The organism is Pseudomonas sp. AL10 (assembly GCF_029960685.1).
Taxonomy (GTDB): Bacteria; Pseudomonadota; Gammaproteobacteria; order Pseudomonadales; family Pseudomonadaceae; genus Aquipseudomonas; species Aquipseudomonas lactis.
The window spans coordinates 119,138-131,531 of record NZ_JASBQZ010000013.1; the positions used below are offsets into that span (position 1 = coordinate 119,138).

14 protein-coding genes are annotated in these 12,394 nt (G+C 60.9%); 5 read left to right on the top strand and 9 right to left on the bottom strand.

Features of this window, described 5'->3' with window-relative positions; genetic code table 11:
• Positions 1-41: 41 nt before the first annotated feature.
• The 5 genes from QK296_RS15075 to ureE all read right to left on the bottom strand — a co-directional run bounded on the left by QK296_RS15075 (position 42) and on the right by ureE (position 3,709).
• Positions 42-1,151, bottom strand: a complete 1,110-nt coding sequence (locus tag QK296_RS15075) for an AGE family epimerase/isomerase (RefSeq protein WP_120247948.1) — start codon at positions 1,149-1,151, stop codon at positions 42-44.
• A gap of 162 nt (positions 1,152-1,313) precedes the next feature.
• Positions 1,314-1,886: a HupE/UreJ family protein gene (locus tag QK296_RS15080; protein ID WP_003188108.1), complete on the bottom strand. Its 573-nt coding sequence runs from the start codon at positions 1,884-1,886 to the stop codon at positions 1,314-1,316.
• Positions 1,887-1,908: 22 nt separating this feature from the next.
• A complete protein-coding gene (ureG, locus tag QK296_RS15085; protein ID WP_003188109.1) occupies positions 1,909-2,523 on the bottom strand; it encodes an urease accessory protein UreG in 615 nt (204 codons plus the stop codon).
• 14 nt (positions 2,524-2,537) lie between these two features.
• The gene (locus QK296_RS15090) at positions 2,538-3,212 is read right to left on the bottom strand and encodes an urease accessory protein UreF (RefSeq protein WP_003188110.1); all 675 of its coding nucleotides are present in this window, start codon (positions 3,210-3,212) and stop codon (positions 2,538-2,540) included.
• Positions 3,209-3,709: an urease accessory protein UreE gene (gene ureE, locus QK296_RS15095; RefSeq protein WP_003188112.1), complete on the bottom strand. Its 501-nt coding sequence runs from the start codon at positions 3,707-3,709 to the stop codon at positions 3,209-3,211. The genes QK296_RS15090 and ureE overlap by 4 nt, the downstream gene beginning before the upstream one ends.
• A gap of 339 nt (positions 3,710-4,048) precedes the next feature.
• Between ureE and QK296_RS15100 the strand changes: the two genes are divergently transcribed.
• Complete coding sequence (locus QK296_RS15100) at positions 4,049-4,555, top strand: C40 family peptidase (RefSeq protein ID WP_003188113.1); 507 nt, start codon at positions 4,049-4,051, stop codon at positions 4,553-4,555.
• 5 nt (positions 4,556-4,560) lie between these two features.
• Here the strand turns inward: QK296_RS15100 and QK296_RS15105 are convergent, their stop codons facing one another.
• Together QK296_RS15105 and QK296_RS15110 are read right to left on the bottom strand one after the other, a co-directional pair.
• Positions 4,561-5,193, bottom strand: coding sequence for a TetR family transcriptional regulator (locus QK296_RS15105; protein WP_003188114.1), 633 nt, complete (start codon positions 5,191-5,193; stop codon positions 4,561-4,563).
• A 151-nt stretch (positions 5,194-5,344) separates the two neighbouring features.
• Complete coding sequence (locus QK296_RS15110; RefSeq protein ID WP_003188116.1) at positions 5,345-5,665, bottom strand: hypothetical protein; 321 nt, start codon at positions 5,663-5,665, stop codon at positions 5,345-5,347.
• A 357-nt stretch (positions 5,666-6,022) separates the two neighbouring features.
• On the opposite strand from QK296_RS15110, the gene QK296_RS15115 reads away from it, so the two are divergent.
• Positions 6,023-8,089, top strand: a complete 2,067-nt coding sequence (locus QK296_RS15115; RefSeq protein ID WP_094774657.1) for an AsmA family protein — start codon at positions 6,023-6,025, stop codon at positions 8,087-8,089.
• A 113-nt stretch (positions 8,090-8,202) separates the two neighbouring features.
• Here QK296_RS15115 and QK296_RS15120 read toward each other — a convergent pair whose 3' ends face one another.
• Together QK296_RS15120 and QK296_RS15125 are read right to left on the bottom strand one after the other, a co-directional pair.
• Positions 8,203-8,733, bottom strand: coding sequence for a ferritin-like domain-containing protein (locus tag QK296_RS15120; protein ID WP_034125674.1), 531 nt, complete (start codon positions 8,731-8,733; stop codon positions 8,203-8,205).
• Positions 8,734-8,830: 97 nt separating this feature from the next.
• A complete protein-coding gene (locus QK296_RS15125; RefSeq protein ID WP_282391061.1) occupies positions 8,831-9,721 on the bottom strand; it encodes a DMT family transporter in 891 nt (296 codons plus the stop codon).
• Between the two features lie 98 nt (positions 9,722-9,819).
• On the opposite strand from QK296_RS15125, the gene QK296_RS15130 reads away from it, so the two are divergent.
• The 3 genes from QK296_RS15130 (at position 9,820) to QK296_RS15140 (ending at position 12,098) form a co-directional block, all read left to right on the top strand.
• Positions 9,820-10,608 carry a helix-turn-helix transcriptional regulator gene (locus QK296_RS15130; protein ID WP_003188122.1) on the top strand — a complete coding sequence of 263 codons (789 nt, stop codon included), beginning with the start codon at positions 9,820-9,822 and terminating at the stop codon, positions 10,606-10,608.
• Positions 10,609-10,679: 71 nt separating this feature from the next.
• Complete coding sequence (locus tag QK296_RS15135; RefSeq protein ID WP_003188123.1) at positions 10,680-10,979, top strand: PsiF family protein; 300 nt, start codon at positions 10,680-10,682, stop codon at positions 10,977-10,979.
• A gap of 105 nt (positions 10,980-11,084) precedes the next feature.
• A complete protein-coding gene (locus QK296_RS15140) occupies positions 11,085-12,098 on the top strand; it encodes an AI-2E family transporter (protein WP_003188124.1) in 1,014 nt (337 codons plus the stop codon).
• Positions 12,099-12,394 lie beyond the last annotated feature (296 nt).

Here is a 12,394-nt window from a genome sequence, read left to right on the forward strand (position 1 = left end):
AAAATGTGGGAGCTGGCTTGCCTGCGATGGGGCCTTGCAGGTCAGCCCAGATGCTGGACCAAGCCCTGATAGCAAGTCGCCAAATGATAAGGCGTAGTCGAAGGCATATCCCGCCGGCTCACCTTACCCTCGGCATCCAGGCATTCATGCCAACCCTTTGCATGCAAAAAGCGCTGTTGCAACGCCTGCAACTGACGCAACAGCACCGCTTCGCTGCCTGGCCGCAAGGTCAGTGCCCGCAGGTACTCGGCCTGCGCCCAGATCCGTTGGGTACCGTCGCGCACCGTGCCATCCAGCGCGAGCATGCCGCTGACCGCGCCGCTTAACTTATCCACACCCTTGTGCTCGGCATAGGCAAATGCCCGTGTCAGCGAGCCATGCAGCGCGGTGCCGCGCAGCACAGCTGAAGATTCGAGCAAAAAGAACCATTCGAACTGGTGCCCCGGCTCAAACCAGTTATCCACAGCGCCCAAAGGTTTTTCCATCATCACGCCGTGCTCGCGGTCGATGAAGCGTTGCTGCATGGCCGTCGCCAGTGCCAGCAGGGCCGCTTGTACCTGGGCGTCCTCACGTACCGCGAGGGTGGCCAGGAAACCTTCGGCCAGGTGCATCAACGGGTTTTGCAAGGGGCCTGCGTTGAGTGAGGCCCAGTTGCGCTCCAGTACTGCCTCGTACAACCCGTCGCCGGTGGCAAAGCGTTGAGCGACGACTTCCAGGGCGGCGTTGAGCACCGACTCTACCAGCGGTTCACGCACCTTGGCCCAGTAATGGGCGCAGGCAAAAATAATGAAGGCGTGGGTGTAGAGGTCTTTGCGCTTGTCCAGCGGCTGGCCGGCGGGGTCGATGCTGTAGAACCAGCCACCGTGTTCGGCATCATGAAAGTGCCGTTGCAGGGAGCGAAACAGCGCCGCCGCACGTTCTTCGGCGAACGCCGCGCCGGGCTCGCCGATCAGGCTGGCGAACAGGTACAACTGCCGGGCGCAGGCCATGGCGCGATAGCGCTGTGGGGGCAGAGGCTGGTGGTCGGCGTCCAGAGCCTCAAAGGGCAGTGCCAGGTCGGCATTCCAGCCCGGGCCTTGCCAGAGGGGCACGATCAGGTCATGGAAGTGCGTGAGCACAGGCGTCAGGGAAGAGGGGGAAGCGATGGGCATTGGCTGGCGTCGTCACGGCAGGGGTGTAGGCGCGCATGGTAGCAGGCTGATCGTTCCCACGCTCTGCGTGGGAATGCATTTTATGACGCTCTGCGTCATGCTTTGGGGACGCAGAGCGTCCTAGGCTGCATTCCCACGCGGAGCGTGGGAACGATCTTTTCCTCAGCCCGCCAGCAACCAAACCCCAGTCGCCGCCGAAGCCGCCCCGGCCACTCGCACCAGTGGCGCTGCAGCCGCCGGCAAAAAGCGCACCACCGCATAACCCGCAGCGTGCAACACGGCGGTCGCCCCTACAAACCCAGCCGCATACGCCCAAGGGCTGGTCATATCCGGCAGTTCCAGGCCATGGGCCACGCCGTGAAACAGTGCAAACAAGGCCGTGGCGCCTACCGCCACGAACAGCGGTGGCCGCACCGCCAATGCTACCGCCAGGCCCAAAGCCAGCACCGATGCAGCAATCCCGCTTTCCAGCGCGGGCAGTTGCAGCCCTTCAAAACCCAGCACGCCGCCGATCAGCATGGTGCCGACAAAGGTGCACGGCAGCGCCCAGCGCGCGGCGCCTTTTTGCTGGGCCGCCCAGAGGCCCACTGCAACCATGGCCAGTAAGTGATCGAGGCCGCCCAGGGGGTGGCTGATACCGGCTACCAGGCCATTGTCGCCATGGCCTGGATGGGCGAAGGCCAGGGCCGGGGCGAGCAGCAGCGCTGCGGCGGCGAAAAGTCTGTTGAGTCTCATGGACAGGTTCCTTATGGGTTGATCAGGCGGCGGTCAGCAGGCCCTGGCGTTCGATGAAGGCGACGATGTCGTCCAGGCCGACCCCGGTTTTCTGGTTGCTGAACACAAAGGGTTTGCCGTTGCGCATGCGCTGGGTGTCGCTGTTCATTAGCTCCAGCGAGGCACCCACCAGCGGGGCCAGGTCGATCTTGTTGATCACCAGCAGGTCGGATTTGCAAATACCGGGCCCGCCTTTGCGCGGCAGCTTGTCGCCCGCAGACACATCGATCACATAGATGGTCAGGTCCGACAGTTCCGGGCTGAAGGTGGCGGACAGGTTGTCGCCGCCGGACTCCACCAGAATCAGGTCCAGGCCGGGAAAACGGCGGTTGAGTTGGTCCACGGCTTCCAAGTTGATCGAGGCATCTTCGCGAATCGCCGTGTGCGGGCAGCCACCGGTTTCCACGCCGATGATGCGCTCCGGCGCCAGGGCCTGGTTGCGCACCAGGAAGTCGGCGTCTTCGCGGGTGTAGATGTCGTTGGTGACCACCGCCAGGTTATAGCGATCGCGCAGCGCCAGGCACAGGGCCAGGGTCAGGGCGGTCTTGCCCGAGCCTACCGGGCCGCCGATACCGACGCGCAGGGGTTGTGTGTTCATGGGCTTCTCCACAATCAGGAACGGAACAGGCGGCTGTACTGGCGCTCATGGGCCATGCACGCCAGGGACAGGCCAAAAGCGGCGCTGCCCAAATGGTTAGGGTTAATGCGTTCGGCATCCTGCTGGGCTTGTTGCAGCAGCGGCAGCAGTTCGCTGGTCAGGCGCTGGGCGGCTTGCTGGCCCAGTGGCAGGGTTTTCATCAGCACCGCCAATTGGTTTTCCAGCCAGCTCCATAGCCAGGCGGCAAGGGCATCGCCAGGGCTGATGTGCCAGGCGCGCGCGGCCAAGGCCCAGCCAAGGGCCAGGTGCGGTTCGTCGCGTTGAGCGAGAAAGTCACGGGCGCTGTCGTCCAGTTCCGGCAAGCCGTTGAGCAGTTGTTGCAAGGAGTAGCCCATCTGGCGGCTCTCCTGATACAGCTCGCGGGTCTCACGGCTGGCGCGGTGCTCGTCGCACAACTGCGCCAGTTGGGCCCAGTCCTGCTCAGCGGCGGCGCGGCAATGGGCGAGCAACAGCGGCGCTTCGAAACGCGCCAGGTTGAGCAGCAACTGGTCACTGATCCAGCGTCGGGCGCTCGCGGCATCCTGTACGCGGCCGTTGTCCACCGCCATTTCCAGGCCCTGGGAATAGCTGTAGCCGCCAATCGGCAATTGCGGACTGGCCAGGCGTAGCAGCGCCCAGGCTGGGTTCATAGACGCACGCCGAACTGATGCAGCTTGGGCGCGTAGTTGAAGTCTTCATCGCCATGGCGTGAGTGATGATGGCCACCGCCATAGGCGCCGTGCTCGGGTTGAAACGGCGCTTCTATGGTCTGCGCATCGGCGCCTAGCTGTTCAAGCATGGCCTTGAGCACGTAGTCATCGAGCAGGCGCAGCCAGCCGTCACCGACTTGCAGGGCCACATGGCGGTTGCCCAGGTGATAAGCGGCGCGGGTCAGCTCAAAGGCATTGCGGCAGGTGACGTGCAGCAGTTGTTCAGGTCGGGCACACACCCGTACGACGCGTCCGTCTTCTGCCTGTAGGAATTCGCCATCGTGCAAGGGCGGCTGGCCCCGCTCCAAAAACAGGCCGACGTCTTCACCGTCGGCACTGAAACAGCGCAGACGGCTTTTGCTGCGGGCTTCGAAGTTGAGCAGCAACTCGGCGGCCCAGAGGGCTTGGGGGGCGATTCGGCGGTGTATCACCAGCATCAGAGAGCTTCCAGCTGTGAGCGATGAAAGACCTAGAGCAAGGGGCTTGCCAATCATGGAATTGAGTAGGAATTCCCTGTAGTCAGGCAGGCATGCTGCTCAATAGGGCGTCGGATAATTCGGTGCGTGTATCAATTTGGTGCGTGTCGATGTTTATAGCACCGGCGAAGGGCGTTTTGCGTTGATGGTGGCGCTCAGCTTGATGAAATTTCTTTCATCTTTTTCTCAGTAGGCGGTTTTTAGGATTTGTCCTACGAATCATGAGGATTTGGAGTTCATGAGATTACTTGAGGGTTCTTTAGGCTATGCGCCCTGTTTAATGCCACCGCGACGTTTATCATGCTTCGATCAATTTTCTGTATATGCCTGGTCAGCCTGACCTTCTTTATTTCATCGGCATCGGCCAACTTTCAGCCCCGCGCCACCTTCGGTTCGTCGCTGCAAAGCCTCAAGCCGGCCTCCATCGACGACGTGATCGACCGCGCCCATGAGTTGCTGGGCACGCCCTACAAGTGGGGCGGCACTTCTGCAGAGCAGGGCTTTGATTGCAGCAGCTTCCTGGTGTACCTGTTCAAGACCCAGGCCAATATCCAGATACCGCGCACCACCACGGCCATGCACCGCTCATCGGCGGCGACCATCAAGCGCAATGCGTTGAAGCCTGGGGATGCGGTGTTTTTCAAAGGCAACGGGCGCGGCCAGGTCAGCCATGTCGGCCTTTATATCGGCCAAGGCAAATTCATCCATTCGCCGCGCACCGGCAAAACCATTCGTATCGATTCATTGAGCAATAGCTACTGGAACAAGCACTACACCACTGCCAAACGATTCCACACGGCGGGTTGATTGCTTTATTCGGTGCTGCCCAGCCCTTGCCAATGCTTGAGGCCGATAAAGATAAAGCGCAGTTGTTGGGTGATCTTCGCCTGGGGCGTGAGGTGGGCCGGCAAGGCGTGGGCCGGTGGATCGATGATATCGGGCAGGGTGGCGAACACGCTCTTGACGATCAGGTCGGCCATCACATGCAAACCTTCCGCATCCAGGTGCTGCAACTTGGGCATCAACGTCAGGTCGGCGGCCAAATCGCGGGTGATGTCTTCGCGCAGGGCGGCAATGGCTTGGCGCACGGCCAGACAGCCGCCGTACTGTTCGCGGGCCAGAAACAAAAATTGCGAACGGTTGGCCGAGACCACATCGAGAAAGATGCGCACCGAGGCATCGATGATGCCGCCCATCACGAATTCGTTGTGGCGCACCAGGCGGATCGTGGCGCGAAAGGTCTGGCCGACCTCGCTGACCAATACCAGCCCAAGTTGGTCCATGTCGGCGAAATGGCGATAGAAACCGGTGGGTACGATACCCGCGGTCTTGGCCACTTCGCGCAGGCTCAGGCTGCCAAACCCACGGCCACACTCCATCAGATGGCGGGCTGCGTCCATCAGGGCGAGGCGGGTCTGTTGCTTTTGTTCGGCGCGGGGCAGCATGAGCGGATGAGCTTTGTCGGCAAGTACAGCGACGCACTCTAGCAAAAGCGCTTTGCCGGCGTCGAACTTGGCAGGGGCGGGGCGTGACGCGGTCTATATAAAAGCAAAAGCCCGATCGGCAGATCGGGCTTTTTTCTGGGCCACCACAGGCTTAGCTCTGTGCTTGATGCAGTTCTTGCAGACGGTCGGCACCGCCTTCAGCAACGCCTTCGGTGTAGGCGCGTTTGTTGGCTTGTTCGGCACCGCCTTCGACCAAACCTTTCTCTTGCAGACGGTTGTAGCCATTTTCAGCTACGGCGCCTTTGGCGTAGTCACGGTTTTCGTCTTCTTGCGAACCGCTGCGAGCCACGGTTTGGCTGGTTTGCACGGCTTGAGCTTTGTTCTGTGGGGTGGCCTGTTCGGCGGCTGGCAGGGCAAAAGCGCTGGAAGCCAGGACAGATAACAGAACGGTAGCGAGTAATTGGCGTTTCATGATGGTTGCTCCTAGGGAGGGCGATAAAGTGGGTACAGGGCTAATGTTACCCTTGATAAGTCGATATAAAAGTTCATAAACACAATGGTAATAATCAACAGAATTGATTGTTCTCGCCGGAGGCTCTAGATCGAGCCTCTCAAGCCCGCGGGTTTGCACCGATGTGGGTATTTTCGACACGAACCTGGGTAACAATGGTGCGTCGCCGATGGGGAAAATGGTCTGGTTGATCAGGAAAATCGCTTTTTTCGGCTAAATCCGCCGTTGCGTTAAACCCCCCGGCACTTTGCCAGTCGTAGTCCTATAAGCTGTTTAAAAGGCTGTTGCCCAGCCAGTCGTATTCAGGAGTCCTGTGCAATGACGCGCACTCGTAAAATCGTCGCTTGGAGCTGCGCCAGCTTCGTTCTGTTAATGGCCATCGTGGTACTGGTGTTGGTGTTCTTCGACTGGAACCGCATCAAGCCGCCCCTCAATGCCAAGGTTTCCGAAGAACTGCATCGTCCGTTCGCCATTAACGGCAACCTCGCGGTGGTGTGGCAGCGTGAGCCCGATGAAGGTGGCTGGCGCGCCTGGGTGCCGTGGCCCCATGTGATTGCCGAAGACCTGACCCTGGGTAACCCTGATTGGTCGAAACAACCGCAGATGGTCACGCTCAAGAAGGTTGAGCTGCGCATTTCGCCCCTGGCCTTGCTGGTGCAGCGTGTGGTGATCCCGCGCATCGACCTCACCGAGCCGAGTGCCCAGTTGCAGCGCCTGGCGGATGGCCGTGCTAACTGGACCTTCAAGTTCGACCCCAAGGACCCCGACGCCGAACCGTCCAACTGGGTGGTGGACATTGGCGCCATCGGCTTCGACAAAGGCCATGTGACCCTCGACGATCAAAGCCTCAAGACCCAGCTGGATGTGATCATCGACCCACTGGGCAAGCCGATCCCCTTTGGCGAAATCGTCGGCGACGCCGATGCCAAGAAGGCCCTGGAAAAAGGCTCGGCGCCTCAGGACTATGCGTTCGGCCTCAAGGTCAAAGGCCAGTACCACGGGCAGAAGCTGGCGGGTACAGGCAAGATCGGTGGCTTGCTGGCCTTGCAGGACGCGGCCAAGCCGTTCCCGCTGCAAGCCCAGGTCAAGATCGCGGACACCAGCATCGCTCTGGCCGGCACCCTGACCGACCCGCTGAACCTCGGCGCCCTGGACCTGCGTCTGAAACTGTCGGGCAGCAGCCTGGGTAACCTGTACCCGCTGACCGGCGTGACCCTGCCGGACTCGCCGGCCTATTCCACCGACGGTCATCTGATCGCCAAACTGCATGAAGCCAGCGGCGCCTCCTTCCGCTACGAGAACTTCAACGGCAAGATCGGCAACAGCGACATCCACGGCGACCTGGCCTATGTCGCCAGCCAGCCACGGCCCAAGCTCAGCGGCGCGCTGGTGTCCAACCAGTTGCTGATGGATGACTTGGCGCCTTTGATCGGCGCGGACTCCAACGCCAAGCAAAAAGCCCGTGGCGGTGAAAGCAAACAGCCGGCGACCAAAGTGCTGCCGGTTGAAGAGTTCCGCACCGAGCGTTGGCACGATATGGATGCTGACGTCGAGTTCACTGGCAAACGCATCGTCCACAGTGCCGACTTGCCTTTCACCGACCTCTACACGCACTTGGTGCTCAACGACGGCCAACTGAGCCTCGAACCCCTGCGTTTCGGCGTGGCCGGTGGCAAGCTCGATGCGCAGATTCGCTTGAACGGCCGCACCACCCCGATGGAAGGCCGCGCCAAACTCACGGCGCGTAACTTCAAGCTCAAGCAGTTGTTCCCCACCTTCGAGCCGATGAAAACCAGCTTTGGTGAACTCAACGGCGATGCCGATATTGCCGGGCGCGGTAACTCGGTGGCGGCACTGTTGGGCACGTCCAACGGTGACCTGAAGATGCTCATCAACGATGGCGCCATCAGCCGAAGCCTGATGGAAATCGCCGGGCTCAACGTGGGCAACTACGTGGTGGGCCGTCTGTTCGGCGACGAGGAAGTGAAGATCAACTGCGCGGCGGCGGACTTCGGCATCAAGACGGGCCTGGCGACCACGCGGTTGTTTGTGTTCGATACCGAGAACGCGATCATCTACATCGATGGCACCGCGAATATGGCCACTGAGCAGTTGGACCTGACCATTACGCCGGAATCCAAGGGGTTTCGCCTGTTCTCCCTGCGTTCACCGCTGTATGTCAACGGGCCGTTTATCAAGCCCAATGCCGGCGTGAAGGCCATCCCGCTAGCCCTGCGCGGTGCCGGTATGGTCGCTTTGGGTGTGATTGCCGGGCCGGCCGCGGGCTTGCTCGCCTTGGTGGCCCCAAGCGGTGGCGAGCCCAATGAGTGCGCACCGTTGCTGCAACAGATGAAGGAAGGCAAGGCGCCCAAGACCGTGAAGTAACTGTGGGAGCGGGCTTGCCCGCGATAGCGGAGTATCAGTCAATGATTTATCAACTGATCCCACGCTATCGCGGGCAAGCCCGCTCCCACAGGGGTATGTTGCGGTGTTAGTTATTACAGATCCTGCAGAATATCCGCCATATCGTCGGCGTGTTCTTCTTCCTGGGCCAGGATGTCTTCGAAGATGCGACGGGTAGTCGGGTCTTTGTCACCGATGTACTGGATGATCTCGCGGTAGCTGTCTACCGCGATCCGCTCGGCCACCAGGTCTTCGTAGACCATTTCCTTCAAGGTGTTGCCCGCCACGTATTGCGCATGGGAGTTCTTCGACAGCAGGTCGGGGTTGAATTCCGGCTCGCCGCCCAGCTGCACGATGCGCTCGGCCAGTTTGTCGGCGTGCTCGGCTTCCTGGGTCGCATGTTCCAGGAACTCATCGGCAGCCACGCTGGCCTTGAGGCCGTTGGCCATGAAGTAGTGACGCTTGTAGCGCAGCACGCAGACCAGTTCGGTGGCCAGCGACTCGTTGAGCAGGCGGATGATTTCTTCCCGGTCGGCGTCGTAGCCTTCGGTCACGGCGCCGTTTTCGACGTTCTGGCGGGCGCGGCTGCGCAGGGTTGCAACGTCAGTCAATCGTGCTTCAGTCATTTCAATCTCCTGGGGCTAATCCGGTTGTACGCCACGCTCTGCCGGCGTGATCGCTATTGGTTCTGAGTCCCGGGCCAGGCGAAAAGTTTTATCGGATTTAACAGGATGTGTCCTGAGGGCGTCTGACCGGTGTGGTCCAGCGCTCCGACAGAATTACGCCACCCAGGGTCAGCAAGCCACCCACCAGGTGATACAGCGCCAGCTCTTCCTTGAGCACCAGCGCGGCAATCAGCGCGGTAATCAAGGGCAGCAGGTTGAAAAACAGCGTGGTACGGCTTGGCCCCAGGGTCTTGACCGAGTGCATCCACGCCAACGGCGCCAACATCGACGCCAGCAGGCAGGCGTACAGCACCAGCGGAATATTCGCCCAGCCCAAACCGGCCTTGGCCGAGAACAGATACAGCGGCAGCAGCACCACCACCGCGACCAGCACCTGCAAATACAGCAGCACCAACGGCGGCAGGCGCAGCTGCCATTTTTTCAGCAGGGTGCTGTAGACCGCATAAGCCAATGTTGCCACCAGCATCATGCCGTCGCCCAGGTTGACCCCATGTTGCAGCAACGCGCCCAGGCTGCCGGCCGACACCACCACGACCACGCCTGCGAACGACAACATCGCGCCGGTCAACGCACCGAAGGTCAGGCGTTGGCCAAGGCTGATGATCGCAGCGGTCAGCGCCATCAACGGCATCAGCGATAGGATGATGCCCATATTGGTGGCGCTGGTCAGCGTCGCGGCGTAATAGGCCAGGCTTTGATACACCGCCATGCCCAGCACGCCGAGGATAAAGATCTTGCCCAGGTTGGGACGGATCTGCGGCCAGTGGGCGACCACCGGTTTGAGCATGAACGGCGTGAACAGCAACGCAGCGAACAACCAGCGGTAAAAGCCGATTTCAGCCGGGAAGATCGAGCCCACGGCCAATTTGTTGACCACGGTGTTGCCGGCCCAGATAAAGATAGCCAGCAGCGGATAAGCGTAGTGCATTGAAAAGAAACCCAGTGTGTTGACGAGGCAGGATTATCCTCTGTCTGGATCGAAGCCTATACTGCGATCCAGACAACTGAGCGTTGAATCCAGACAACATGTCCCGACACACCGTACGCCTGCCCGATTTCGCCCGCCTGCCAAGCCCTGTGTACTTTCGGTATTCCGATTTTGCCCCGGACACCGAATGCACCCCGCACCAGCACACCTGGGGCTCGCTGGATTACTCGGCCAGCGGTGTGATGCGCATGGAAGTGGCGGGCAATCGCTTCATGTCGCCACCGCAATACGCCGTGTGGGTGCCGCCGCTTACCGAGCACAGCTCCTACAATGCCGAGGCGATTGTCTACCACTCTGTGGGCCTGGCGCCGCAGCTGTGCGAGCAGTTGCCGCAGCAGCCTTGCACGTTGGCGATCAGCGATATTCTCAAGGCCATCCTCAAGGATTTCGCTCTGCGCGACGTCAATGCGCCGCGCACCGATGCTGACATCCGCCTGGCCCAAGTGCTGGTGGACCAGCTCCGGCAGGCGCCGGTCCACGACTGCTTCCTGCCCTACGCCCGCCACCCTGGGTTGCTTGGGGTCTTGGAGGGCATGCAGGCCGAGCCGGGAGACAACCGCCCGCTGGCGCAATGGGCCGAGCAGGTGCATGTGAGCGAGCGCACCCTGGCGCGCCAGTTTGTGCGCGAGCTGGGCATGAGCTTCGGCGAATGGCGCCAGCGCTTGCGCTACCTGGCGGCCATCGAAGCGCTGGACAGCGACCGCAGCGTGCAACACGTGGCGTTTGATCTGGGCTACAGCACCGCCTCAGCGTTTATCGCCATGTTCCAACGCCACGCCGGCTGCACGCCGGAGCAATACCGGCGGGCGAATATTCGTGGCCGGTGAAGTTGTAACAGGTTTTGACTACACTGCGCTGTAGGCCGTGCCCGTCGGCACGGTAACAGGGAGAAAACTCCATGAAGATGCTGCGTATTCCGTTGTTGATGATGGGCCTGCTGATGTGTGCCCAGGGTTTTGCCGCCACTGCCCAGCAAAACAAAATGACCACCTGCAATGCCGAGGCCACCACCAAGACGCTCAAGGGCGATGACCGTAAGGCCTTCATGAAGACCTGCCTGTCGGCACCTGCCGCCAACGACGCCAAGACCCTGACCCCGCAGCAGCAGAAGATGAAAGACTGCAATGCGTCGGCGAAAACCCAAGCCTTGGCCGGTGATGCGCGCAAAACCTTCATGAGCACTTGCCTGAAGAAATAATAGCCCCGGGCCATAGAGGGCTGCGACACTCGCACACAGCCCCTTTGTAGGAGCGAGCAAGCTCGCTCCTACAACATCCTTCAACGCCGTTTGTTTTGAGGCTGTATGCCAACGTTTTCTCAGCGTCATGTGTTGTTGCTGTCCAGCTACATCATCATTTTCGGCGGGTTGCTGCTGGTACTGCCGCTGAAATTGCTGCCCAGCCTGCTGGCCGGCCTGTTGGTCTATGAGCTGGTCAACATGCTCACCCCTCAACTGCAACGCCTGATCGAAGGCCGGCGCGCGCGCTGGCTGGCGGTGGCCTTGCTGGGCACCCTGATCGTCAGCGTGCTGGCCTTGATTTTCGCCGGCGCCATCAGCTTCCTGCTCCACGAAGCGGAAAACCCCGGGGCGTCCCTGGATAAATTCATGGGGGTGGTCGACCGCGCGCGCGGGCAATTGCCGCCGTCCATCGACGCTTACCTGCCCGCCAGCGCCGCGGAGTTTCGCGTGGCTATTGGCGATTGGCTAAGCAAACACCTGAGCGAGCTGCAACTGGTCGGCAAAGACGCCGCCCACATGTTCGTCACCTTGCTGATCGGCATGGTGCTGGGCGCGATCATCGCCCTGCAGCGCGTGCCCGACCTGACGAAGCGCAAGCCCCTGGCCGCCGCGCTGTTCGACCGCCTGCACCTGCTGGTCCAGGCGTTTCGCAATATCGTCTTTGCCCAGATCAAGATCGCCGCGCTGAACACGGCCTTCACCGCGGTGTTCCTGGCGGTGGTGCTTCCGCTGTGTGGCATCCACCTGCCGTTGACCAAGACTCTGATCGTGCTGACCTTCCTGCTTGGCCTGCTGCCGGTGATCGGCAACCTGATCTCCAACACGTTGATCACCATCGTGGCGCTGTCGCTGTCGATCTGGGTGGCGGTGGCGGCGCTGGGGTATTTGATCGTGATCCACAAGGTCGAGTACTTCCTCAACGCGCGTATCGTTGGCGGGCAGATCAGTGCCAAGTCGTGGGAGTTGCTGTTGGCGATGCTGGTGTTTGAGGCGGCGTTCGGCTTGCCGGGGGTGGTGGCGGGGCCGATTTACTATGCCTATCTGAAGAGCGAGCTGAAGCTGGGTGGGATGGTTTAAACCTTGTGTCGCCTGGGCTGACGCCATCGCGGGCAAGCCCGCTCCCACATTGAAATGCGATCAACTGTGGGAGCTGGCTTGCCTGCGATGACGGCCTCACAGCCGGCCCCTATCTATCTGACGCCCCGCGATCAAACTGTGGGAGCGGGCTTGCTCGCGAAGGCGGCCTGACAGTCAACGCAGTTCGATTGTGTATATATCCATTGCTGCGGTAACGGCCACTTAGGGTTCCGCCCTGACGGCGGGTCACTTTGGAAAAGCCGGAATGCCGGCCCAGCCCAAAGTAACCAAAGGGC